Origin of the sequence: Herbaspirillum sp. NPDC087042 (assembly GCF_044745245.1) — a bacterium.
Taxonomy (GTDB): domain Bacteria; phylum Pseudomonadota; class Gammaproteobacteria; order Burkholderiales; family Burkholderiaceae_D; genus Herbaspirillum.
Genome location: NZ_JBIUZW010000003.1, coordinates 250,580 through 273,543 on the forward strand (window position 1 = coordinate 250,580; position 22,964 = coordinate 273,543).

A 22,964-nucleotide genomic window follows, 5' to 3' on the forward strand; every position below is an offset into this window, starting at 1 on the left:
CGCCTGCGGCTGTACTGCCACGCCGCCGTTGTGGAATGCCGCCGGGATGACCCGGACAGCAACGGCGACGCTTGCTGCCTGATCAGTCGTGAACCGATTCGTCGCGGTTGCGGCCAGCGCTGCGATAGGCATCGCGCACGTGCAGCAAGTGACTGCGCATGGCCTCGGAGGCCTTGTGCGGATCGCGCGCCTTGAGCGCATCGAGGATCTCGCGGTGGTCCTGCAGGCTGCGTTCCAGTGTGGCCGGGATGCGCGAGGTAATGGAGCGGCTCTTCTTGCCCAGCATGTAGAGGCTGCCGGCGATGCTCTGCAGGAAGGGATTGTTGCAAGCCTCGATGATGGCTTCATGGAATTCCACGTCGGCAGCGGCAAAGGCCGCCGGGTCCGACAGCAGACGGGCCTCGTCCTCCACATTGCGCACCAGGCGGTCCAGCTCGGCATCATCCATATGGGTGGCCGCCAGCGCCGCCACCCCGGTCTCGATGATGAGGCGCGCATCGAAGAGCGACTCCAGCGTGCCGGGGTTGAGGTCGATGATCATTTCCAGCGGCTCCAGCAGCTCGCGCGTTTCCAGCGAACTGACGAAGGTCCCCTCGCCCTGGCGGATGCGCAGCAGGCCCAGCAGCGCCAGCCCGCGAATGGCCTCACGCACGGCCGGACGCCCCACCCCCAGCATGGCCGCCAGCTCGCGCTCGGGCGGCAGTTGCTGGTCGGGTTTCAACAGGCCGCTGCGGATCATGGTCAGCAAACGCTGCGCGACCTGTTCGGAAATCGATTTCTGGACGATGGGATCAAAAGACATGCTGTCGGGGTGGATACGTAGAAGCCAAGGAGATGCGCCATTGCCAGCCAGGCAAGCGAGTGCCGGACCGCGGCCGCGATCGGAAAGGTAAGACCAATGGCTGAGGAGGATAGGTATCCGGGCGGGAAGTGTCAAGCGGCAGGAAAAGCGGCGGGAAATTTGGTGCGGCGCGCAAGAAAATCATGCACGCAAAAAAAAACGGGCCGACAGGCCCGCTCCCACAAAATTGGTCAATCCAGCTTCCGCCCCGCCGTCTCCCGCACCATGGCAATGGCCACCAGCGACACCAGTCCGGTACCGATGACATACCAGGCCGGGCCGAGGTTGGAGCCGGTCGCCTTCATCAGCCAGGTGGCGATGAACTGCGAGAAGCCTCCGAAGATCGACACGCCCAGTCCGTAGCACAGGGCCAGGCCGGTGGCGCGTACCCGCCGGGGGAACAACTCCGACATCATGACCACGCTGGAGACCGAGGTGAACACCATCGGAATCACCATCACCGTCACCGCGGTGAACAGGCCCAGGCCGCTGCGCAGGTGGTCCATCAGCATGAAGGCCGGGAACACCAGCACGATCAGCGCCAGGCGCGACCAGGTCGCCACGGGCTTGCGACCGAGGCGGTCGGAGAGGATGCCGGCCGGCGCGCACAGCAGCAATTGCAGCAGGCCCGCCACCCAGGATGCCCACAGCGCCAGCGAGAACGGCATGTGCAGGATGGCCTTGGCGTAGGTGGTGATGTAGTGCATCACGATGTAGTTGGCCGAGGTACCGCCGATGACGATGGCCGTCCCCAGCAGCAGCGGCGCGCGATGCGCGCGCAGGATCTCGCCCAGTGCGCCCGGCGCGTGCTTGGCCCGGGCGCCGGCCTGCGGCGCCTCTTCGACCTCACCGGTCTCCTCCAGGAAGCGGCGGATGTAATTGCCGATCGGCACCAGCAGCAGGCCCACCACGAAAGGCAGCCGCCAGCCCCAGCCCTCCAGCTGTTCGGTCGACAGCGCATAGGTCAGCAGCAGCCCCACGCCGGAACCCACCAGCGTGCTCAGCGCCTGGCTGAACAACTGCCAGCTGCTGTAGAAACCGCGGGTGCTGTCATCGGCGTATTCCAGCAGCATCGAGGTCGAGGCGCCCACTTCGCCGCCCACCGCAAAACCCTGGATCATGCGACCGGCGATCATCAGCAGCGGCGCGGCCAGGCCGATCTGGGCATAGGTCGGTGCTACGATGAAGATGGCCGAGCCCAGCGCCATCAGCCACAGGCTCATGGTCATGGCCGGCTTGCGACCACGACGGTCGGCGAACTGGCCCATGATGATGCCGCCCAGCGGACGCATCAGGAAACCCACGCCGAAGGTCGCCAGCGACATCATCAGCGATGCCCATTCCGAACTGCTGGGGAAGAACTGGCGGCCGATGATGGCGGCGAAGTAGGTATAGATCGAGAAGTCGAAGAACTCCAGGCCATTGCCGATGGTAATGGCGGCGATCTTCTTGGCCTTGGAAACCGGTGCCGCGGTAGCACCCTGTCCGGCGACGGCGGCGGTGGGACTGTTGCTGTTCATGATGTCGGAAATATGGATGGTCTATTGTGATTGATATACGGCGCCCGCACCGGGCGCCGGTCTCCCCGCGTGGACTCAGTCCTGCAGCGGCGCATCCGACAGGAAGCGCTGCGCCAGCTTGACCCAGTAGCTGGCCGCCACCGGCAGGATGCTGTCGTTGAAGTCGTAGCGCGGGTTGTGCACCATGCAGCCGCCGACCTCGCCTTCGCCATTGCCGATGATCATGTAGCAGCCCGGACATTGTTCCAGCATGAACGAGAAATCCTCGCTGCCGGTCAACTGCTGCACGTTGCCGATGAAGGCTTCCTCGCCCAGCCAGTCGCGCACCACGCCTTCGGCGAAGGCGGTCATGCCGGCATCGTTCTGCAGGGCCGGATAGCGCCAGTGGTAATCGACCTCGGCGCGCGCGCCCATGGCCTGGGCCTGGGTCTGTGCCAGCTCGGTGATGCGCTGGCGCAGCAGCGCCCGCACCTCGGGCGAATAGGCGCGCACCGACAGGCGCAGTTCGACACTCTCGGCGATCACATTGGGCGCATTGCCGCCATTGATCGCACCGACTGTCACCACCGCCATCTGGCGCGGATCGACATTGCGCGCGACCACGCTCTGCAAGGCCACCACCAGGTAGGACGCCACCAGCACAGCATCGACCGTGATATGCGGCATGGAGCCATGGCCGCCATTGCCGATGATCTTGATGATGACCGTGTCGGAAGAGGCCATGAAGGCGCCCGGCAGCGTGCCGAACTTGCCCACCGGGTAACCGGGCATGTTGTGGAAGGCGAACACGCCATCACAGGGGAAGAGCTCGAAGAGGCCATCCTCGACCATCTTGCGCGCGCCGCCCAGGCCCTCTTCGGCGGGCTGGAAGATCAGGTGCAGGGTGCCGTCGAAGTCGGTGTCCTTCAATTCGCGCGCGGCGGCCAGCAGGCTGGCGGTGTGGCCATCATGGCCGCAGGCATGCATGGCGCCGCCATGCTGGCTGGCATAGGGCAGGCCGGTCTGCTCGTGGATGGGCAAGGCATCCATGTCGGCCCGCAGGCCCAGGCGGCGCGCGCCGCTGCCCTTCTTCAGGGTACCGACCACGCCGGTGCCGCCCAGGCCGCGATGCACCGCATAGCCCCATTCGGCCAGCCGGGTCGCCACCAGCTCGCTGGTGGCGTGCTCCTCATAGGCCAGCTCGGGATGGGCGTGCAGATGGTGACGCACGGCGACGCTGTCCTGCAGGTGTTGCAGGATGCCGGGCAGCAGTTGCGAAGTGTTCGGGTTGCTTGTCATTGCTTGTCTCTGGGTTGCTGGCGACGCCCCTGCCGGGCCCTGCCATGGAGGATCACCACCTTGCAGCATGCGTACCAACGTGCTGCCGGCGGGCGGTCCAGGACGTCGGGCGGGCTATCGCGGGGCGGGAAACCGTCGTCCCCTTCTGGCCGCAACACCGCGCCTGTCCTGGCGTGGCAAGTCTGACGGCAATCCCGCGCGCCGTCGCGTCAAACGCCGGTTGACATGAAAACACCCGGTTGAATGGAAAAAAGGATGCGCAATCACCCTGCACCGTTTATGCTCGCCGCTGACCTCTTGTTGAGCACCGATGGCCATGTCGCGTCCGCCCGAACTCAAGCTGCAGCAGCTGCAATACCTGATCGCCATCACCGAGCATGGCGGCCTGCGCTCGGCGGCACAGGCGCTCAATGTCACGGCCGCGGCCGTCAGCAAGGGTCTGCAGGAACTGGAAAACACCGCCGGCACCCGTCTCCTGGAGCGCCAGGCCCAGGGCCTGCAACTCACCCCGGCCGGCCGCAAGCTGCTCACGCGCGCCCGCCTGATCCAGTCCGAGGTCGACCTGGCCATGCAGGAACTGGGCACGGCGCGCGCCAGTACGCGTATCCGTTTTACCGTGGGCGTCACACCCTGGATCTCGCTGACCCTGCTCACGCCGACCATGCTGCGCTTCGCCCAGACGCGGCCCGATGTCAGTCTGCGCATCTTCGATGTCTTCGGCTCCGACTACGCCGCCCTGCGCGACGGCAGCATGGACCTGGCCATCGGCCTGGCCCCGCCCGAGGAAGGCGCGGCCGAACTGGCGGCGCGCCCCCTGTTTTCCTACGAACACGCAATCGCCTGCCGCCGCGGCCATCCCCTGCAGCAGGCCCGCCACCTGGAAGAACTGGCCGGGCAGTCCTGGCTGGTCAGCCACGAGATCGGCCAGTACAAGCCGCCGCTGCGCGACTTCTTCCTGGCGCACTACGGCGACACGCCTTCGGCCGGATCCGGCAGTGGACAGATACACCAGTACCGCTCGCTGCACATGATGGAACTGATCTGCAACAGCGACCTGCTCTCCGTCGTGCCCTGGCCGGTGATCGAGGCCAGCCGCCAGCACTATCCGGTCGAGGCGCTCACGCTCAAGGAAAGACTGCCGGCCAGCACCACTTGCTATGTCACGCGCAGGAATGCGCCGCTCAATGGCTGCGTCGGCGACTTCGTCGACGCCATGATGCATGTGCTCACCGACACGACCATGCGCGAGCGCTTCCTGCACCCGCGCGTGCTGCGTTCGCTGGATGTGATCGCGCAACGCCAGTAGCGCCGCGCGTGGCAAGGACATTGTTGCGCGCGTACCGGTTCTGGTAGGCTAGGCGCGATTGCCGTCGCCGACCGCCAACCGTCATCCACCCATCCATGAACCTGCGCTTCGTAGAGGCCTTCCACTGGGCCGCCTCGCTCAAGAGCATCACCCGCGCCGCGGAAAAACTCCACATCACCCAATCCACCATGTCCAGCCGCATCGCTTCGCTGGAGGAAGAACTGGGTGTGGTCCTGCTGGACCGGCGCGAGAAGCAGTTCCGCCTCACCGTGGCCGGCCAGCGCTTCCAGCTGCTGGCCGAGAAGCTGTTGTCGCTGCAGCGGCAGATCAAGCAGGAACTGGGCGGCAGCACGGCGGGTCCGATGGCGCTGCGCATCGGCAGCATCGAGTCGGTGGTGCATAGCTGGCTGCCCGGATGGCTCAAGGAAATCCGCAGCCAGTATCCCGATTTCGCGCTGGAACTCACGGTGGAGACCTCACCGGTGCTGATGGAACAGATCCGCCGTGGCGCCCAGGATCTGGTCTTCACCTCCATCGTCGGCAGCGACACCGCCGTGCGTTCGCGCCTGATGGCCTCGATGGAAATGGTGTTCGTGGGCCATCGCGACACCCACAAGAACCGCACCTATCGCCTGGCCGAACTGGCCGAGGGCGACCTCATCACCTTCCAGCGCGGCTCCCGGCCACATCAGGGGCTGCTGCAACTGTTCGAGGAATCGGGCTTGCCCATGCCGCGGGTGCATGCGATCTCCTCGATCTCGGCCATGGTGCAACTGGTGGAAGGCGGCTTCGGCGTGGCCACCCTGCCCCGCGCCTCGGTACGTGAGTTGACCCGCCGCCTGCCGCTGCGCATCCTGCGTTGCGAGGCCACGCTGCCGCCGCTGCAGATCCACGCCAGCTATCGCGAGGATCCTGGTTCCAGCCTGGCCGAACTGGTGCTGGAATCGGCGCTGGCCTTTGCGCGACGCACCCAGGGCAAGCAGCGTGGTCAGGACATGTGATGTACTGCGCACCATGTTGGCGCAGATCATGGAGATACGCTGCCCCCTGCCCTGGCACGGAAATCGCTAAAAGAAATTTCCACTGTCGTCATCGAAAAAATCGATAACAAAAGATATAAATTTTTTGTTGGACGCTGTCCCCACGCACTCCTAACATCGGTCCCATACCACTCACAAAGCCCGCGCCGCACCAGGCCGGGCGCACCGGAGACCGAGATGCCAGACGCCCTTTCCCAGCACCGACCCGTATCGCTGTCGGCCGATTCCAGCGCCCTCGAAGTCCGCCTGGCTGCGCGCCATGATGGCTACACCGGCCACACCAGCGGCGTAGCCAGCGCCCACGTCCAGGTCAACCTGGCGATCCTGCCGGCAGCCCTGGCCGCGGACTTCCGCCGCTTCTGCGAACTGAACCCGGTACCCTGTCCGCTGCTGGCGGTGTCCGAACCGGGCTCGCCAGCCCTGCCGGCGCTGGGCCTGGACCTGGACGTGCGCACCGACGTGCCGCGCTATCACCTCTGGCGCCACGGCGAGCGTGTGGCCGAGGTCAGCGACCTGCGCGATTGCTGGCGCGATGACCTGGTGACTTTCGCGCTGGGCTGTTCCTTCTCCTTCGAACATGCGCTGCTGGCGGCCGGCATTCCGCTGCGCCATGTGAGCGAGGGCCGCAATGTGGCGATGTATCGCACCAGTATCCCGACCCAGGCGGTCGGTGTGTTCGCCGGCCCCACCGTGGTATCGATGCGCCCGCTCAAGGCCGCCGATGCGATCCGCGCCGTGCAGATCACCGCGCGCACGCCGCAGGTGCATGGCGCCCCCATCCATATCGGCGACCCGCGACTGATCGGCATCGCCGATATCGATCGCCCCGATTATGGCGATGCGGTGGCCATCCATGACGACGAACTGCCGGTGTTCTGGGCCTGCGGCGTGACCCCCCAGGCCGCCATCGTCGCGGCCCGGCCCGAATTCTGCATTACCCATGCACCGGGCTACATGCTGGTGACCGACAAGCTCAACAGCGAACTGCTCTAGGCGCGGGGCAGCGGGCCATTGGGGCAATCGGCCCTTCACCGCAACACCACCCTGTTCTACCATCCATGGTCACCGGTACGCGCCGCTGGCCCGGAGATGGCGCACGTCAATGATTTAGTCAGTGATTTACCAATCTATTACTCACTTACAAACCGGGGATCATCATGTGGCTGCAAGAAACAACGACATCCGAGCGGCGCACGCTCACGGCAACCTTCACCGGCTACGCGGTGGATGGCTTCGATTACATGATCTATACCTTCCTCATCCCCACGCTGCTGGCGGCCTGGAGCATGAGTCGCGCCGAAGCCGGCTATATCGCCACCGGGGCGCTGCTGACCTCGGCCGTGGGCGGCTGGCTGGCCGGCATCCTGGCCGACCGCTATGGCCGGGTGCGGGTGCTGCAGTGGACCGTGCTGTGGTTCGCCCTCTTCACCTTCCTCTCGGGCTTCACCACGTCCTTCGGCCAGCTCTTCTTCACCCGTGCCATGCAGGGCTTCGGCATGGGCGGTGAATGGGCGGTGGGCTCGGTGCTGATCGCCGAGACCATCGCCGCACGCCATCGCGGCAAGGCCTCCGGCCTGGTGCAGAGCAGCTGGGCGGTGGGCTGGGCGGCGTCGGCGCTGGCCTTCTGGGGTGTCTATGCGGTGCTGCCGCCGGAGATGGCGTGGAAGGTACTGTTCTGGATCGGCGTGCTGCCGGCCCTGTTGACGCTCTACATCCGTCGCGCCATCAGCGAGCCAGCTGTCTACCTGGCCGCCCAGGCGAAGATGCGCCAGAGCGGACAGTCCAGCAACTTCCTGCGCATCTTCCACCGCGACCTGCTGCGCACGACCATCCTGGCCAGCCTGCTGGCGACCGGCATGCAGGGCGCCTACTACTCGGTGACCACCTGGCTGCCGACCTTCCTCAAGACCGAGCGCCACCTCTCGGTGCTGGGCACCAGTACCTACTTGCTGGTGTTGATCGGCGGTTCCTTCTGTGGCTACCTGACCAGTGCCTGGCTCTCCGACACCATCGGCCGCCGTCGCTGCTTCATGCTCTTCGCCGCCATGGGCATCGTGCTGGTCCTGGGCTATACGCAGATGGCCATCACCGATGGCTGGATGCTGCTGCTGGGCTTCGTGCTGGGCTTCTTCCTCTCGGGCATCTTCTCCGGCATGGGCGCCTATCTCTCGGAGCTGTTCCCCAGCGATGTGCGTGGTTCGGGCCAGGGCTTCTGCTACAACTTCGGTCGCGCCATCGGCGCAATCTGCCCGGCGCTGGTGGGCTATCTCAGCAACAGCATGCCGCTGGGTCAGACCATCGGCTGGATCGCCGCCGCCTGTTATGCCCTGGTGATCGTGGCCTGCCTGGCCCTGCCCGAGACACGCGGCAAGGAGCTGGAGGCGGCCGTGGCAGTCTCCTGAGCACATCGCACTCCCCAATGACAACAGGCCGGCAAGATGCCGGCCTGTTGCATTGTGCCTTCCGCCGATCCGGTCGGCAGGCATCGAGGCTCAATAGGCGCTGGCCTGGTCCAGCAGGCTGATGTCGTCAGCACCCAGTTGCAGTCGGGTGGCGGCGACCAGGGCATCAAGCTGGGCCAGCGAGGTGGCGCTGGCAATCGGCGCGGTCACGCTGGGACGGGCAATCAGCCAGGCCAGTGCCACCGAAGCAGGCGTGCTGGCGCGACGCTCGGCCACCGTGTCCAGCGCCGCCAGGATCTTCAGGCCGCGCTCGTTGAGATAGCCCTTGACCCGGCCACCACGCGCGGCACTCTTGCCCAGGTCGGCCTCGCTGCGGTACTTGCCGCTCAGGAAACCGCTGGCCAGCGAATAGAAACCGATCACGCCCACGCCATGCTCCAGGCAATACGGCTCCAGCTTGCGCTCGAAGTCTTCGCGCGCGATCAGGCTGTATTCCGGCTGCAGCGTCTGGTACAGCGGCAGGCCCAGTTGCTGGCCGACCTGGCGTGCCTGGGCCAGGCGATCGGCATCATAGTTGGAGGCACCGATGATGCGCACCTTGCCGGCCCTGACCAGGTCACCGTAGGCCTCCAGGGTTTCCTCGAAGGGCGTGCTGCGATCGTCGTCGTGCGACTGGTAGAGATCGATGTAGTCGGTCTGCAGGCGGCGCAGCGAATCTTCCACGGCGCGCTGGATATAGGCTTTCTTCAGGCCCACGCGGCCCTCGCCCATGTCCTTGCCGACCTTGGTGGCGATGACCACCTTGTCGCGCCGGCCGCCCTGGGCCAGCCATTTGCCGATGATGGTCTCGGATTCGCCACCCTGGTTGCCGGGCACCCAGCGCGAATAGACGTCGGCGGTGTCGATCAGGTTCAGGCCGGACTCGACGAACTTGTCGAGGATGGAGAAGGAGGTCTTCTCGTCGATGCTCCAGCCGAAGACGTTGCCGCCAAAGGCCAGCGGGGCCACTGCAATATCGGATTTGCCAAGCTTGCGTTGTTGCATCGGGTGCTCCTTGTCATGATGGTCGGAAACAGTGGCGACCATTGTAGACGCGGCCCGCAAACTCTGCTGGCGGCCATCTTCCAACCAGGGCCGACAGCGCGTTAAGATAGTCGCCACGTCATTCATGCAGCACACCTGCCCGTCCGCCATCCTCATGAAGCCCCGCATCGCCTCCACCGAACTGGCCCAGCGCCGCGCCGGCAAGCTGACCGACACCGTGTATGCCAGCCTGCGCGACGACATCTACGCCTTTCGCCTGCTGCCCGGTGACCGCTTCGCCGAGAATGACGTGGCCGAACGCCTGCAGGTCTCTCGCACGCCCGTGCGGGAAGCGCTCATGCGGCTGCAGAGCGAGGGACTGGTGCGTGGCCATTTCCGCAACGGCTGGGAAGTCGTGCCGATCGACCTGGCGCGCTTCGCCTCGCTCTATGAATTGCGCGAAATGCTGGAACTGCACGCGGTACGCAAGCTGTGTTCCCCGCGCATCGCGCCCGAGCACCGTCAGCAACTGGTCGCGACACAGGGCGCCATCTGGCAGTGCGCCGCCACCGACCGCTTGCCCGATGGCCTGGCCGTGGCGGCCCTGGATGAAGGCTTCCATGCGGCGCTGGTGCAGGCAGCGGGCAATGGCGAAGCCGACAGCGTCTATCGCCAGTTGACGGACCAGCTACGCATCATGCGTCGACTCGATTTCGCCTATGGCGACTGCATCGACGACACCTACGCCGAGCACTGCGCCATCCTGGACGCCATCGCCGGCGCCAACGCCGACCTGGCCACAGCCCTGATCGCCCGCCACATCGAGGACAGCCACACCGTGGTCGAGCGCCTCGCCATCACCCGCCTGGAACAGGTGCGCGCCGAGTCGGTGCAGGCCGCACCGCCGCAAGGCAATCTGGCCCCCACCGGAGCACCGGCGCGACGCAAGCGCTTCGGTTGATCAAGGTGGGCGGCTCCCCCCTGCCGCCTCTCTCTCCCTCTGTCTGAACCTGTAGCGGACTGTTTTTCCGCATGCGCGCTTGCCGCCAGGCAAATGGCATGAAAGCTGCTTTTGTGAGCGCAGGATTTATGCATACATAAATTCAGGCACGCGGCCCGCTGCCTCATCCGGCAGTACCTGGCCTCCCCATCCGGCTTTCTGTACAGGAGAAACGCATGACCACCCTCACCCAAACCGCCCCGGCGAGCACGCAGGGCTTGCTGCGCAACCGCTGGTTCCAGTTGCTGGTCGGCCTGATCTGCATGATGGCCATCTCCAGCCCGCAATATGTCTGGACCCTGTTCACCAAGCCGCTCATGGCCAAGCTGGGCGTGCCGCTGTCGGAACTGCAGATCACCTTCTCCATGCTGATCGTGCTGCAGACCTTCTTCTCGCCCTTCCAGGGCAGCCTGATCGAGCGCTTCGGCGCGCGTCGCCTGATCGCCATCGGCACCTTCATGTCCGGCCTGTCGTGGATCCTGGCGGCGCAGGCCTCCACTATCGGCATGTTCTACCTGGCCTACGGTCTGGTGGGGGGGCTGGGCACCGGCATCGTCTATGTCGGCGTGGTCGGCCAGATGGTGCGCTGGTTCCCGGACCGGCGCGGCTTCGCCGTGGGCATGGTGGCGGCCGGCTATGGCATGGGCGCGATCCTGACCACCTTCCCGATTTCGGCCTCGCTGGCCGGTGCCGGACTGGAAAGCACCCTCTGGCAGTTCGGCCTGGTGTTTGCGGCGATCGGCGTGATCGCCTCGCAGGCCCTGCGCTCGCCGGACGCCAGCCACGCCGCCGCCATGCCGGCCCCGGCGATTGCCGCCAGCACGCATGACCTGGCACCGCGTCAGATGCTGCGCACCCCGCTGTTCTGGCTGATGTTCGCGATGATGACCATGATGTCGACCTCGGGCCTGATGGTGACCTCGCAGATGGCCACCTTCGCCCGCGACTTCGGGGTCGCCAACGTGATGGTGTTCGGCCTGGCCGCGCTGCCGCTGGCCCTGACCATCGACCGCCTCACCAATGGCCTGACCCGCCCCTTCTTCGGCTGGATCTCAGACCGCTATGGCCGCGAGAACACCATGTTCTTCGCCTTCGCCCTGGAAGGTGTGGCCATGGCGCTGTGGCTGGCCACGCGGGAAAACGCGGTGCTGTTCGTGCTGCTGTCGGGCGTGGTGTTTTTCGGCTGGGGAGAAATCTTTTCGCTCTTCCCCTCCACCCTCACCGATACCTTCGGCACCCGCAACGCCACCGCCAACTATGGCTGGCTGTATATCTCGCAAGGCATCGGCTCCATCTTCGGCGGCCCGCTGGCGGCGATGATGCACGAGAAGACCGGCAGCTGGCATCCGGTGTTCGGCACCGCCATCACGCTGGACATCCTGACCGCCTGTCTGGCGCTGATGGTCCTCAAACCCTGGCGCGCGCGCTACCTGGCCAAGGTCACAGGCTGAGATTCCCAGCGTTCGACCGCTGAACCACGATGCCGCCCGGTGCCACGCCGGGTGGCATTTTCTTTTGCCGGCATCAGGCCGCTTCGCGCTAGAGCGACGGGCACTGCCCTCCTGCCGTATACTTCCCCATCTCCTGCATAAGCTTGCAAGCCATCTGCAACCGGCTTGCAAGCCTCTGTAACTCCCCAGCAACTCAGTGCGGCCTGCCGGTCTGACCCTCCTGCGCCTCATCACAAGAACACATTACCGCTGCCTCATGGAAATCGTCTTTACCGTCCTGATCCTGCTGCTAGCCGTCGCCGTCTCCGGCGTGGTGGCGCGCCTGATGCCCTTCAAGCTGCCCCTGCCGCTGTTCCAGATCGCCCTGGGGGCGGTGCTGGCACTGCCCCTGTTCGGCCTGCGCATCAGCTTCGATCCGGATCTGTTCCTGCTGCTGTTCATCCCGCCACTGCTCTTCACCGACGGCTGGCGCATGCCCAAGCGCGAGTTCTTCCGGCTGGCGCGGCCCATCCTGGCACTGGCCCTGGGGCTGGTGCTGTTCACGGTGATCGGGGTGGGTTACTTCATCCACTGGATGATCCCGGTCATCTCGCTGCCCTCGGCCTTTGCACTGGCCGCCGTGCTCTCGCCCACCGATGCGGTGGCGGTCTCTTCCATCGTGGGCAAGGGGCGGCTGCCGGCGTCCATGCAGCACGTGCTGGAGGGCGAGGCGCTGATGAACGACGCCTCCGGCCTGGTGGCCTTCAAGTTCGCCGTCGCCGCCGTGATCACCGGCAGCTTCTCGCTGGTAGATGCCAGCCTGTCCTTCGTGCTGATCTCGGTGGGCGGCATTGCGGTGGGCCTGATCGTGGCCTGGGGCTTCGGGCTGATCCGGCGCAAGATCATCGAATGGGCCGGCGACGAACCAGGCATCCAGGTGGTGTTGCTGCTGCTGATTCCGTTTACGGCCTATATCTTCGCCGAACACTTTGGTCTGTCCGGCATCCTCGCGGCGGTGGCGGCCGGCATGCTCATGCCCTATATCGAAACGGCCGGCGGCGAATCGGCGGCCACCCGCATCCAGGGCCACAGCATCATGACCATGCTGGAATTCGTCTTCAACGGCATGTCCTTCCTGCTGCTGGGTCTGCAATTGCCAGGCATCGTCAGCCTGGCCCACGTGGATGCAAAAATGGCCGGCAACGTGCCGGTGTGGCATCTGTTCGTCTACATCCTGGCCATCACGGTGGCGCTGATCGTGCTGCGCTTCGTGTGGGTCTGGATCAACCTGCGCATGCGCCGCTTCGCCTCGGCCCTGCGCGGCCAGAGCGGACGCAATCGTCGCTTCGACCTGCGCCTCATCAGCATCACGGCGCTCTCAGGCGTGCGCGGCGCCATCACGCTGGCCGGCGTGATGTCGATCCCGCTGCTGCTGAGCGAACACAAGCCCTTCCCGGCCCGCGACCTGCTGATCTTCCTGGCCACCGGGGTGATCGTGTGCTCGCTGCTGTTCGGCAGTTTCCTGCTGCCGTGGCTGCTCAAGGACCTGCAACTCGACGCCGAGGTCAAGCGTCGCCGTGCCGAGGAAATGATGGCGCGCCTGCGCCTGTCGGAGGCCGCCGTGCGCAGCATCGAGACGGCCCAGGAGCGCCTCGGCGGCAGCCTCGATGAAACCGACCTGGCGCTGCTGACCGAAGTCAGCGGCAGCCTCTTGGCGACCTATCGGATGCGCATGAATGCCGAGAGCGACTCCGAAGATACCCAGCGCGCCGCCAACCGCTTCAAGCAGTTCGAGCGCGAGCTGCGCCTGGAAGCGATCCGCGCCGAGCGCCTGGAGGTGCACTACCTGCGCGCCGAACAACGCATCAACGACGAGACCTTCCTGATGCTGATCAACCAGATCGACATGGCCGAGACCTGGCTCCTGGGTTCATTGAATGCCTCGAACCAGCATCACTGAGAACGCTCCCTCACGGTCGCGCAAGCAGGAACGACAAAGGCCCGCAGCGCCAACCAGCGCTACGGGCCTTGGAAGAAACCGGGATGACAGGGAAAGGATCAGGCCGTCGAATTGACGGTGGTGCCGATGATCTCGCCGGTGGAATTGCGCGAAGCCTGCTCGCGGCGGTTGCGGTCCTGGCTGGCGGTCTCGGCGCGGGTCTGGTCGGCCTGGATCTCCTGCTGGCGCTGGATCTCGGCCTTGGCCGCAGCCGCCGCTTCATCGGCGCGACGGACGGTGACCGGGTCGGTGGCCTTGCCGGTGGCGGTCGAGTTACCGTTGGGGTCGGAGATGACGGCGTTGACGGCGGAGGCGATATCGATGGGCATGATGTACTCCCTGTTACTGTTGCGCTGACTTGGCTGAAGTGAGTCGATGATCCAGGAACCGGATCGCGGCATGGATACCGCTATGTTACGCCGATTGTCGTGCCATGCCATGCCTGAACCCGACCATCTGAAAAAAAATTCAGCCTCCGTGGTATCCGCGCCTGATCAGGCTGACAAGAACATGGCAGGAAGACATTACGGCATGACAATTCCTTGGCGCCATGTCATGAGCTTAGTGGCAATCCGGCACGTTCTGGTCCAGGTAGACCTCGAAGGCGACGTTGTTGACCCACTTCTTGATGGCATTGCGCCAGAACGCATCGTTCCACCTGCCGGCCAGCTGCTGCAATCTGGCCAGCTCGCCGGCATCGGCACCACGTACCTGGAGCACCAGTTCCTGGCGGCTCTCCGGCGCCAGCTGGGCCGAGAACTTCTTCCACTCGGGCAGCGTGAGCAGGGTCTTCATGAGGGTGTCGTCATGCACGGCGGCATCGCACTGGCCGGTGCGTACCGCCAGCAGGGAGTCGGCCGGCGCCGGCATCACCTTCTCGATGGCACCGTAGCGCGCCGCCAGGCTGTCCACGTATGGCGAACCGGCTGAAACGCACACGGTGCGCCCCTTGAGGTCAGCCCACTTCCTGATGGTCGTGTCGGTGCGCATGATAGCCATGCCGCCCGCGCTGTAGCCGGTGGGAATACGGATCGTATCGGGTGGCAGCAACTGCCCCGCCCCGTTGCGCGTAAAGACCAGTGCCGCACGCATGCCGGCCACGGCCCTGGGGGCGGCGCGGTCGTCGGCATTGGTCTGGAGATCGGGCTTGGCAGCGAGTTGCGCGGCCAGGTCGTCGGCCAGGACGGTGGCGATGTTCTCCGGCGTACGGAATTTCATGCCGGCCTTGTAGAGCGGCGGTACGTGATCCAGGCCGATACGCACCTGGCCGCTGCGCCTGGCCTCGTCCAGTACGCCGGCCTGCGCCGCGCCCGCCAGCAGGCATGCCTGGAGCAGCAGCAACATGCGATGCAGGGGGCGGGTTGTCATGGTCATGTCCGCAGCCGGAAACTTGTCAGACGTATTGGTAACGCAGCAGGCGGTGCTTCAGGTTCTCCAGGATCACCTGGTCGATCAGCGCGGCCAGGATGGCGATGGTCAGGATATTGGCCATCACGCCGACCATGTCGGCAGTCTCGCCCGAGTAGGCCAGGGTACGGCCCAGGCCCTTGCCGAAGCCTACCAGCATTTCCGCCGAGATCAGCGCGCGCCAGGCATTGCCGAAGGCCAGCTGGGCGCCGGTGATCAGCTCCGGCATCACCGCCGGCAGGTAGACCCGGCGCAGCATGGACAGGCGCGACGCGCCCATCACCCGCGCCGCCGACACATGCACCTGCTGCACGCTCTCGGTGGCATTCATCACCGACAGTGCCGCCGGGAAGAAGGCGGCAATGGCGACCACCACCACCATGGGCAGGTTGCCGAAGCCCATCAGGATCAGGAACAGCGGCACCCAGGCAATCGAGGGAATCGACTGCAGGATCACGATGGCCGACTTCAGCACTTCACGGAAGAAGAACAGCACCGCGCCCACCAGGCCAAAGCCTATCCCCAGCAGCAGCGCCGAGCCATAGCCCAGACCCAGGCGATAGAGGCTGCCGAACAGGGCCAGGCGGAAATTGCTGGATTGCACCTCGTCCCACAGGCGCGCCACCACCTCCGGCACGCCCGGCATCAGGAAGGACGGCAACGACCAGGCCGCGATCTGCCACATCAGGAGGATGAAGACGATGGCCACGGCCATGGCCAGCTTCTTGCGATAACCGGTAACGCGACGCACAGAGCTCATAGGACTAATAAAAGACGATGGCCGGAGCAGGTCCGGCCAGGTAAAAAAACTAATATTCCGCCCGCACGCGCATCACAGCTTGCGCGCGTTCTGCCAGGACAGATCGGTGATGGAATTCACATCGAAGGGCTTGCCGTCGCGGGTCTTCAGCGATCCCTGCGATTGCAGGATATCGGCGATTTCCTGCATGCGGTCCTGGTCCTTCTTGCTGATCTTGGGGGTGAAGGTCTGGCTCTTGATGGCGTCGCGGATCACGTCTTCGCGCAGCATCTCACCGTGCTTCAGGGTCTTCAGGGTCGGCTCGGCGATGAAGTAGCCGGCGATCAGCTTGGAGGCATCGGCGGGCTTCTTCTGCAGCAGGGTGATGGCATCGCGCTGGGCATCGAGCGACTTCCAGACGGCATCACGACGCTTCTTCAGGGTCTCGCCCGAGGTGATGACCACCATGCAGGGGAAGGGCCAGACTTCGCCGATTTCATAGACCTGCTTGACCGGCGCGATCAGTTGCGCGATGCGCGCCTGCGGCTCGAACAGGAAGGCCGCATCGACCCGCTTGCCCACCAGCGACTGCACCGCCACCTGCGGCGAGACGCCCATCACGTTGACGTCATCGGGCTTGATGCCGGCATCACGCAGCACCACCCCCTTGAGCACGGTGTCAGCGGTGCTGCCCTCGGCTTGCGAGGCCAGGGTCTTGCCCTTCAGGTCGGCCACCTTGTTGATGCCGGAGTCCTCGCGCGCCACCAGGGCGTGGTAACCCAGCTGGGCGCCACCCACCACCTTCAGGTCGGCGCCCTTGGAGGCCCAGGCCACGGCATTGGAGAAGCCGAACACGCCGCTATCGAGCTGACCGCCGACGATGGCCTTGACCAGATCGGTGCCGGACTTGAACTCGATCAGTTCCACATCCAGGCCATACTTCTTGTAGAGGCCGGCTTCATAGGCGGCCATGGCTTGCGCATCGTCCATGACGCGCAGGTAGCCGATCTTGAATTTTTCCAGGGCAAAGGCATTGCCGGTGAAGGCCAGTGCGGCGGCTGCGACGGCCGGCGCCAGGATACGTGCGAGTTTCATACTCCAACCCCTTCCAGGTTTTTGGCAAAATCATCCTGCTCGGCATGGATGCCCAGCAGGCAGAGGATCTCGCGGCGGATGGCCGCGAATTCGGACAGGTCATGCGTCTTGTCGTGATGCACCAGGTTGAACTCCTTCAGGACCTTGGCTGGACGCGGGCTGAACACGAAGATGCGGTCGGCCAGGAACAGCGCCTCGTCCACATCGTGCGTCACCAGCACCACGGTCGGGCCCTGCTGGCGGATCAGGTCGCGCAGGGCATCCTGCAGGGTCATGCGGGTGAGCGCGTCGAGCGCGCCGAAGGGCTCGTCCAGCAGCAGCGCCCGGGGCTCGGAGATGAAGGCCCGCGCCAGGGCCGCGCGCTGGCGCATGCCGCCCGAGACCTGGTGCGGATAGTAGTGTTCGAAGCCCTTGAGCTTGACGTTGTTGAGCCAGGTGCGCGCCTGCTCGGCGGCGGCCTTCTTGTCGACCTTCTGGAATTCCAGCGCCAGCGCCACGTTCTGCTCCAGCGTCAGCCAGGGGTAGAGGGCGTTTTCCTGGAACATCAGGGTCCGTTCGGGATGCGGGCTGCGAATGGCCTGGCCATCGCCGCTGACGCTGCCGCTGCTGGGCTTTTCCAGGCCGGCGGCCATGTGCAGCAGCGTGGACTTGCCGCAACCGGAGGGGCCGACCAACGCGACCAGCTCACCGGATTCGATGTCGCGGGTGAATTCCTCGATCACGTGCAGGTCGCCGAAGCGCTTGGCGACGTTGTTGAAAGATAGCTTCATGTGGTCCTGCGGCAGTGGCCGCGCACGATTGAATGTTGAATCAGCGAGCGTGTCGGGACGGGACAGATCTGACTGCACGTCCGCGCCCTCAGTACGGATCCCCTTGGATCCCCTTTTATCCAGGGACGCACTGTACTGTTGCCAGCTATGCATAACAACTACTTAAAAATCGTATGCTTATGCGATTTTCGAATAAGAATGACGCGCAAAATGCATAAAGACGTCAGGTTTTCGTCAGCTGCCATTCCGACAGCAGGGCCTGTACCTCCGGATAGCGCAGCCGCACGCCCAGTTCCTGCTTGATACGGGCATTGTCCAGCCGGCGCGACTCCGACATGAAGGACAGCATCATCGGCGAGACGCTTCGTTCCAGCTCGGCACGCGGCAGCCTGGGCGGGCGCGACAGGCCGGCGGCATCGGCCACGGCATCGAAGTAGTCGGCCATCTTGAGCTCGCTGTCGTCCACGGCGTGATAGATGCGATTGGGCGCGCCCTGACGCAACGCCGCCAGCGCCACGCGGGCCAGGTCATCGGCGTGGATGTGGTTGGTATGCACGTCGTCGCCGGCGGCCAGGGCCGGCAAGCCCTTGTGCAGGCGCTCCAGCGGCAGGCGGTCGGCGGCGTAGATGCCGGGCACGCGCAGGATGGACAGGCGGCCGTGGCGACGCCGCGCCCAGGCCCGCAGCACGGTTTCGGCATCGACCCGACGCACGGCGCGGGCGTTCTGCGGATGGACGCGACGGGTCTCGTCAAATCTTGCGCCAGCGCAATCTCCGTACACGCCGGTGGTGCTGATGTAAACCAGGCGCGCGCCCTCGGGTAAAATGGCGGCCAAATTGCGGGTACGGCGGTCGATATGCCCTGTCGACTGCGGCGGCGCCAGATGCACGATGGTGGGTGCCAGGCGCGCCAGACGGCCCAGGGTATGGGGCGCGTCGAGGTCGGCCACGATGGGGATGGCGCCAGCGGCGCGCAGTTCGGCGCAGCGCTGCGGGTTGCTGGTCACGGCCAGCACGCGGTAGCGCGGCAGCAGCAGCGGCAACAGCCGCAGCCCCACATCGCCGCATCCCAGGATCAGTACACGGGGCAAGCCCAGTTTTTTCACGGTTATCAATCCTTATCAGTCCAGAAGCAGAATTGTATGAGTTTCCAAGTCACAGTCCAGCCCAGCGGTCGTCAATTTACCTGCGATGCAGGCGAAACCATCCTGTCGGCCGCCATCCGCGCCGGCGTCGGCCTGCCCTATGGCTGCAAGAACGGCGCTTGCAGCTCCTGCAAGGGCAAGCTGGTGTCCGGCCAGGTCGAGCACGGCCCGCACCAGGAGCGCGCCCTGTCGGCGCATGATGAACAGGTCGGCTATTCCCTGTTCTGCTGCGCCCATCCCAAGAGCGACGTCACCATCGAGGCCCGCGAAGTGGCCGGCGTGGGTGAATTCCCGGTGCGCAAGCTGCCGGTGCGCGTAGCCGCCCTGGAGAAGGTGGCCGCGGACGTCATCATCCTCTCGCTGCAACTGCCGGCCAACGACCGCCTGCAATACAAGGCCGGCCAGTATGTGGAATTCCTGCTGCGCGACGGCAAGCGCCGTAGCTACAGCATGGCCAGCGCGCCGCACCAGGACGGCCCCATGAGCCTGCACATCCGCCATCTGCCCGGCGGCCTGTTCACCGATCAGGTCTTCACCACCCTGAAGGAACGCGACATCCTGCGCATCGAAGGCCCGCTGGGGACCTTCTTCCTGCGCGAGGACTCCGACAAGCCCATCATCCTGCTGGCCTCCGGCACCGGCTTTGCGCCCATCAAGGCCATCGTCGAGCAGCTGGAACATGCCGGCTCCAAGCGTCCGGTCACGCTGTACTGGGGCGGTCGCCGTCCGCAGGACCTGTACATGAACGCCCTGTGCGAACAGTGGGCGCAGACCCTGCCAGGCTTTACCTATGTCCCGGTGGTGTCGGATGCCCAGCCGGAAGACAACTGGTCCGGTCGCACCGGCTTCGTCCACCGTGCCGTGATGGCGGACTTCCCCGACCTGTCGGGCCACCAGGTCTATGCCTGTGGCGCACCCATCGTGGTCGAATCGGCCCAGCGCGAGTTCAGCGCCCAGTGCCAGCTGCCGGAAGACGAGTTCTACGCCGACTCCTTCACCTCCGAAGCCGACCTGGCCCAGGCGACACCGGCCACACCGGCGGCCTGAGGCGGGTCACACGCGACCAAGGCTGTCATGGCGGCGTCATGCGCATTTGCGAAGATGCCCGCCAGCCTTGAGCCGCGCGGCCTGGCGAGATGCGATGCAAATGCAACGACGCCCCGGCGATAGTGGCCGTAAGGGAAATTTCTTTTTGACGCTATGCGCAAAACGTCCTAATATTGACCGCATGATCGCCAACGCCACATTTTTACGACGTCGCAGCCAACCTGAAGAAGGTTTGCTGCTGTGCGCGTGAAGTGAAACGAATCGCGAAGCCACAGGCAAACCCTGTGGCTTTTTTTTATCCGCCATCTGGGTCTGTCGTGCGCTTTCCGCGAGCCGGTCTGCCCCGCACCACTCCCATCCATCCCAACACCATTTTGCTGCAGGAGCCTATCGATGCAATACAACCAGTCCGACGCCAACAAGCTGATGTACGTCACCAACCGCCCCGAGCTGGTCTTCACCGAGGGTCAGGGCATGTGGCTGACCGACCATAACGGCAAGCGCTACCTGGATTACCTGCAAGGCTGGGCGGTCAACACCCTGGGTCACGCCCCGCAATGCATCGCCGACGCCCTGGCCGCACAGAGCAAGAAACTGATCAACCCGTCGCCGGCCTTCTACAACGAACCCTCCATCGAACTGGCCAAGCTGCTGACGGCCAATTCGGTCTTCGACCGCGTCTTCTTCGCCAACAGCGGCGGCGAAGCCAACGAAGGCGCCATCAAGCTGGCACGCAAGTGGGGCAAGAAGAACCCGGCCGCCGATGGTTCCTCGCGCTTCGAGATCATCACCTTCAAGCACAGCTTCCACGGCCGTACCATCGCCACCATGTCGGCCAGCGGCAAGGATGGCTGGGACACCATGTTCGCCCCGCAGGTGCCGGGCTTCCCCAAGGCCATCCTCAATGACCTGGCCAGCGTGGAAGCGCTGATCGGCGAGCACACCGTGGCCGTGATGCTGGAGCCGGTGCAGGGCGAAGGCGGCGTCATCCCCGCCTCCAAGGAATTCATGCAGGGCCTGCGTCGCCTGACCAAGGAAAAGAACCTGCTGCTGATCGTGGACGAAGTGCAGAGCGGCATGGGCCGTACCGGCCAGCTGTTCGCCTACCAGCACTCCGGCATCGAACCCGACATCATGACCCTGGCCAAGGGCATCGGCGGCGGCGTGCCGCTGGCGGCCCTGCTGGCGCGCGAGGAAATCGCCTGCTTCGAAGCCGGTGAACAAGGCGGCACCTACAACGGCAACCCGCTGATGACCGCCGTGGGCGTGGCCGTGCTCAAGGAACTGTTGAAGCCCGGCTTCATGGAAGGTGTGCGCGAGCGCGGCCAGTACCTGCGTCAGCGTTCGCTGGAAATCTCCGAGAAGTACGGCTTCGAAGGCGAGCGTGGCGAAGGCCTCCTGCGCGCCATGCAGCTGGGTCGCGACATCGGCCCGCAGATCGTCGAAGCTGCCCGTAACCTGGAACCGGTGGGCCTGCTGCTCAATTCGCCGCGTCCCAACCTGTTGCGCTTCATGCCTGCCCTGAACGTGACCAAGGAAGAAATCGACCAGATGTTTGCAATGCTGGAAGACGTCCTGGCCAAGCTCGGGAAGTAAGCGATGAGGGGGCGAGTACGGAATCCCATGATCGCGATGGCCTGGCGGCCATCGTCCCTGTCTTCCGTAGCGGCCGTGGGTGCTGCGCTGGTGCTGGCAGCCTGCGGCACCTCGCCCACCGCGCCCCCGATCGAACGGCTGCCCGGTGCCCCGCAATCGCAGGCACCGGCGCTGCCGGCCACCGACAATGGCAATGAAGTGGCCATCTATGCGCTCTCGCTGATCGATACCGGCTACCGCTTCGGTGGCAAAAACCCCTCGGCCGGCCTGGATTGCAGCGGCATGGTCAGCTATATCTTCGGCAAGGCCGCCAACTACCGCATCAGCGGCAGCGCCGCCGACATCGCCCGCCGTGGCCGCCAGATCGATCCCTCGCAGCTGCGGGCCGGCGACCTGGTGTTCTTCAATACCCAGAACCGTCCCTTCTCGCATGTGGGCATCTACCTCGGCGACGGACGTTTCGTGCATGCGCCCTCCACCAATGGCCGGGTGCACATCACGCGCATGGACAATCCCTACTTCTCGCAGCGCTTCGAGATGGCGCGCAGCTACTTCAACTAATCCTCCAGCTTGTCCGTACCGCGCTTGCGCGGCCTGGCCTCCTGTTGCTGACGATCGCCGTACTGGCGGATCAGATTGGCGCTGTAGCGGGTAAAGGCGATGTCCATGTGCCGCCGCATCGCCGCGCGCGCGGCTTCGGGATTGCGCTCGCGCAGCGCCTGCATGATCAGGCCGTGTTCTTCAATCGCTTCCTGCCACACCCGGGTGCCGTCGAAATGGCTGTGCAGGCGCTTGAACAGCGGCCCCAGACGGGCATCGAAGAGTTGCGTCACCAGCCCCACCAGCACACTGTTGCCGGTCGCCTCGGCCAGCCGGATATGGAACAGCCGGTCCGCCTCCAGCGGATTGATGCCAGCCTCGGCATGCGCGACCATCAGCGCGAAGGCCTGCTCCACCGCTGCGATCTGCTGCTTGCTGCCATACTGGGCGGCGGCATAGGCCACCTCCCCTTCGATCATCTCGCGCGCCCGGATCAGTTCCAGCGGCCCTTCCTCGCTGGAGAGATCGATGCGCCGCTCCATCGCCGCGGGGGGACAGACATAGATGCCCGAACCCATGCGCACCTCGATATGCCCCTCCACTTCCAGCGCGATCAGGGCTTCGCGCAGCGAGGGCCGGCTCACGCCCATTTGCAGGGCCAGGTCGCGCTCGGAGGGCAGGCGCGAGCCAACCGCGAATTCGCCGTCCACGATCAGCTTGCGCAACTGGTCGCTGATCTGCCGGTAAAGCCGCTGGGGTTCGATGGCTTCGATGGGCATGGTATGGG

General features: G+C 65.1%; 21 protein-coding genes. 10 read left to right on the top strand and 11 right to left on the bottom strand.

What is annotated here, in order from left to right:
* Positions 1-82: 82 nt before the first annotated feature.
* The 3 genes from ACIPHN_RS06815 to ACIPHN_RS06825 form a co-directional block, all read right to left on the bottom strand.
* Positions 83-802 carry a FadR/GntR family transcriptional regulator gene (locus ACIPHN_RS06815; protein WP_400434530.1) on the bottom strand — a complete coding sequence of 240 codons (720 nt, stop codon included), beginning with the start codon at positions 800-802 and terminating at the stop codon, positions 83-85.
* 230 nt (positions 803-1,032) lie between these two features.
* A complete protein-coding gene (locus ACIPHN_RS06820) occupies positions 1,033-2,361 on the bottom strand; it encodes an MFS transporter (protein ID WP_400434532.1) in 1,329 nt (442 codons plus the stop codon).
* A 75-nt stretch (positions 2,362-2,436) separates the two neighbouring features.
* Entirely contained in the window at positions 2,437-3,639 is a 1,203-nt protein-coding gene (locus ACIPHN_RS06825; protein ID WP_400434534.1) for a M20 aminoacylase family protein, read from the bottom strand.
* Between the two features lie 316 nt (positions 3,640-3,955).
* Between ACIPHN_RS06825 and ACIPHN_RS06830 the strand changes: the two genes are divergently transcribed.
* From ACIPHN_RS06830 to ACIPHN_RS06845, 4 genes are all read left to right on the top strand, one after another.
* A complete protein-coding gene (locus ACIPHN_RS06830; protein WP_400434536.1) occupies positions 3,956-4,945 on the top strand; it encodes a LysR family transcriptional regulator in 990 nt (329 codons plus the stop codon).
* A gap of 95 nt (positions 4,946-5,040) precedes the next feature.
* A complete protein-coding gene (locus ACIPHN_RS06835) occupies positions 5,041-5,946 on the top strand; it encodes a LysR family transcriptional regulator (protein ID WP_400434538.1) in 906 nt (301 codons plus the stop codon).
* Positions 5,947-6,162: 216 nt separating this feature from the next.
* Positions 6,163-6,978 carry a putative hydro-lyase gene (locus ACIPHN_RS06840; RefSeq protein ID WP_400434540.1) on the top strand — a complete coding sequence of 272 codons (816 nt, stop codon included), beginning with the start codon at positions 6,163-6,165 and terminating at the stop codon, positions 6,976-6,978.
* 164 nt (positions 6,979-7,142) lie between these two features.
* On the top strand, positions 7,143-8,387 hold the full coding sequence (locus ACIPHN_RS06845; RefSeq protein WP_400434542.1) for an MFS transporter: 1,245 nt from the start codon (positions 7,143-7,145) through the stop codon (positions 8,385-8,387).
* A 90-nt stretch (positions 8,388-8,477) separates the two neighbouring features.
* Here the strand turns inward: ACIPHN_RS06845 and ACIPHN_RS06850 are convergent, their stop codons facing one another.
* Complete coding sequence (locus ACIPHN_RS06850; RefSeq protein WP_400434544.1) at positions 8,478-9,431, bottom strand: aldo/keto reductase; 954 nt, start codon at positions 9,429-9,431, stop codon at positions 8,478-8,480.
* Between the two features lie 154 nt (positions 9,432-9,585).
* Here ACIPHN_RS06850 and ACIPHN_RS06855 point away from each other — a divergent pair, with 154 nt between their 5' ends.
* From ACIPHN_RS06855 to ACIPHN_RS06865, 3 genes are all read left to right on the top strand, one after another.
* A complete protein-coding gene (locus ACIPHN_RS06855) occupies positions 9,586-10,371 on the top strand; it encodes a GntR family transcriptional regulator (protein WP_400434546.1) in 786 nt (261 codons plus the stop codon).
* 215 nt (positions 10,372-10,586) lie between these two features.
* On the top strand, positions 10,587-11,861 hold the full coding sequence (oxlT, locus tag ACIPHN_RS06860; protein WP_400434548.1) for an oxalate/formate MFS antiporter: 1,275 nt from the start codon (positions 10,587-10,589) through the stop codon (positions 11,859-11,861).
* Positions 11,862-12,117: 256 nt separating this feature from the next.
* Positions 12,118-13,800, top strand: coding sequence for a Na+/H+ antiporter (locus tag ACIPHN_RS06865; protein ID WP_400434550.1), 1,683 nt, complete (start codon positions 12,118-12,120; stop codon positions 13,798-13,800).
* 98 nt (positions 13,801-13,898) lie between these two features.
* Here the strand turns inward: ACIPHN_RS06865 and ACIPHN_RS06870 are convergent, their stop codons facing one another.
* The 6 genes from ACIPHN_RS06870 to ACIPHN_RS06895 form a co-directional block, all read right to left on the bottom strand.
* Entirely contained in the window at positions 13,899-14,168 is a 270-nt protein-coding gene (locus ACIPHN_RS06870; RefSeq protein ID WP_400434552.1) for a hypothetical protein, read from the bottom strand.
* Positions 14,169-14,400: 232 nt separating this feature from the next.
* Positions 14,401-15,207 carry an ABC transporter substrate-binding protein gene (locus tag ACIPHN_RS06875; protein WP_400434554.1) on the bottom strand — a complete coding sequence of 269 codons (807 nt, stop codon included), beginning with the start codon at positions 15,205-15,207 and terminating at the stop codon, positions 14,401-14,403.
* 25 nt (positions 15,208-15,232) lie between these two features.
* A complete protein-coding gene (locus tag ACIPHN_RS06880) occupies positions 15,233-16,006 on the bottom strand; it encodes an ABC transporter permease (protein ID WP_400434555.1) in 774 nt (257 codons plus the stop codon).
* Positions 16,007-16,078: 72 nt separating this feature from the next.
* Positions 16,079-17,080 carry an ABC transporter substrate-binding protein gene (locus ACIPHN_RS06885; protein WP_400434557.1) on the bottom strand — a complete coding sequence of 334 codons (1,002 nt, stop codon included), beginning with the start codon at positions 17,078-17,080 and terminating at the stop codon, positions 16,079-16,081.
* Positions 17,077-17,850 (bottom strand): ABC transporter ATP-binding protein, encoded by a 774-nt coding sequence (locus tag ACIPHN_RS06890; protein ID WP_400434559.1) that lies wholly within the window; start codon positions 17,848-17,850, stop codon positions 17,077-17,079. The genes ACIPHN_RS06885 and ACIPHN_RS06890 overlap by 4 nt, the downstream gene beginning before the upstream one ends.
* Before the next feature lie 223 nt (positions 17,851-18,073).
* Positions 18,074-18,955, bottom strand: coding sequence for an NAD-dependent epimerase/dehydratase family protein (locus ACIPHN_RS06895; RefSeq protein WP_400434561.1), 882 nt, complete (start codon positions 18,953-18,955; stop codon positions 18,074-18,076).
* 36 nt (positions 18,956-18,991) lie between these two features.
* Here ACIPHN_RS06895 and ACIPHN_RS06900 point away from each other — a divergent pair, with 36 nt between their 5' ends.
* From ACIPHN_RS06900 to ACIPHN_RS06910, 3 genes are all read left to right on the top strand, one after another.
* A complete protein-coding gene (locus ACIPHN_RS06900; protein ID WP_400434563.1) occupies positions 18,992-20,041 on the top strand; it encodes a CDP-6-deoxy-delta-3,4-glucoseen reductase in 1,050 nt (349 codons plus the stop codon).
* A gap of 393 nt (positions 20,042-20,434) precedes the next feature.
* On the top strand, positions 20,435-21,637 hold the full coding sequence (locus ACIPHN_RS06905; protein WP_400434565.1) for an acetylornithine transaminase: 1,203 nt from the start codon (positions 20,435-20,437) through the stop codon (positions 21,635-21,637).
* Between the two features lie 27 nt (positions 21,638-21,664).
* Positions 21,665-22,198 carry a C40 family peptidase gene (locus tag ACIPHN_RS06910; RefSeq protein ID WP_400434567.1) on the top strand — a complete coding sequence of 178 codons (534 nt, stop codon included), beginning with the start codon at positions 21,665-21,667 and terminating at the stop codon, positions 22,196-22,198.
* Here the strand turns inward: ACIPHN_RS06910 and ACIPHN_RS06915 are convergent.
* On the bottom strand, positions 22,195-22,956 hold the full coding sequence (locus ACIPHN_RS06915) for a FadR/GntR family transcriptional regulator (RefSeq protein ID WP_400434569.1): 762 nt from the start codon (positions 22,954-22,956) through the stop codon (positions 22,195-22,197). The genes ACIPHN_RS06910 and ACIPHN_RS06915 overlap by 4 nt on opposite strands.
* Positions 22,957-22,964: the final 8 nt, after the last annotated feature.

Excerpts from the sequence above, each read along its gene's own strand:
- ACIPHN_RS06835 (WP_400434538.1), top strand. The coding sequence starts at position 5,041 with ATGAACCTGCGCTTCGTAGAGGCCTTCCACTGGGCCGCCTCGCTCAAG.
- ACIPHN_RS06905 (WP_400434565.1), top strand. The coding sequence starts at position 20,435 with ATGCAATACAACCAGTCCGACGCCAACAAGCTGATGTACGTCACCAAC.
- ACIPHN_RS06850 (WP_400434544.1), bottom strand. The coding sequence starts at position 9,431 with ATGCAACAACGCAAGCTTGGCAAATCCGATATTGCAGTGGCCCCGCTG.
- ACIPHN_RS06815 (WP_400434530.1), bottom strand. The coding sequence starts at position 802 with ATGTCTTTTGATCCCATCGTCCAGAAATCGATTTCCGAACAGGTCGCG.
- ACIPHN_RS06820 (WP_400434532.1), bottom strand. The coding sequence starts at position 2,361 with ATGAACAGCAACAGTCCCACCGCCGCCGTCGCCGGACAGGGTGCTACC.
- ACIPHN_RS06875 (WP_400434554.1), bottom strand. The coding sequence starts at position 15,207 with ATGACAACCCGCCCCCTGCATCGCATGTTGCTGCTGCTCCAGGCATGC.
- ACIPHN_RS06880 (WP_400434555.1), bottom strand. The coding sequence starts at position 16,006 with ATGAGCTCTGTGCGTCGCGTTACCGGTTATCGCAAGAAGCTGGCCATG.
- ACIPHN_RS06900 (WP_400434563.1), top strand. The coding sequence starts at position 18,992 with ATGAGTTTCCAAGTCACAGTCCAGCCCAGCGGTCGTCAATTTACCTGC.
- ACIPHN_RS06825 (WP_400434534.1), bottom strand. The coding sequence starts at position 3,639 with ATGACAAGCAACCCGAACACTTCGCAACTGCTGCCCGGCATCCTGCAA.
- ACIPHN_RS06890 (WP_400434559.1), bottom strand. The coding sequence starts at position 17,850 with ATGAAGCTATCTTTCAACAACGTCGCCAAGCGCTTCGGCGACCTGCAC.
- ACIPHN_RS06885 (WP_400434557.1), bottom strand. The coding sequence starts at position 17,080 with ATGAAACTCGCACGTATCCTGGCGCCGGCCGTCGCAGCCGCCGCACTG.
- oxlT (WP_400434548.1), top strand. The coding sequence starts at position 10,587 with ATGACCACCCTCACCCAAACCGCCCCGGCGAGCACGCAGGGCTTGCTG.
- ACIPHN_RS06915 (WP_400434569.1), bottom strand. The coding sequence starts at position 22,956 with ATGCCCATCGAAGCCATCGAACCCCAGCGGCTTTACCGGCAGATCAGC.
- ACIPHN_RS06845 (WP_400434542.1), top strand. The coding sequence starts at position 7,143 with ATGTGGCTGCAAGAAACAACGACATCCGAGCGGCGCACGCTCACGGCA.
- ACIPHN_RS06840 (WP_400434540.1), top strand. The coding sequence starts at position 6,163 with ATGCCAGACGCCCTTTCCCAGCACCGACCCGTATCGCTGTCGGCCGAT.
- ACIPHN_RS06865 (WP_400434550.1), top strand. The coding sequence starts at position 12,118 with ATGGAAATCGTCTTTACCGTCCTGATCCTGCTGCTAGCCGTCGCCGTC.
- ACIPHN_RS06870 (WP_400434552.1), bottom strand. The coding sequence starts at position 14,168 with ATGCCCATCGATATCGCCTCCGCCGTCAACGCCGTCATCTCCGACCCC.
- ACIPHN_RS06855 (WP_400434546.1), top strand. The coding sequence starts at position 9,586 with ATGAAGCCCCGCATCGCCTCCACCGAACTGGCCCAGCGCCGCGCCGGC.
- ACIPHN_RS06910 (WP_400434567.1), top strand. The coding sequence starts at position 21,665 with ATGATCGCGATGGCCTGGCGGCCATCGTCCCTGTCTTCCGTAGCGGCC.
- ACIPHN_RS06830 (WP_400434536.1), top strand. The coding sequence starts at position 3,956 with ATGTCGCGTCCGCCCGAACTCAAGCTGCAGCAGCTGCAATACCTGATC.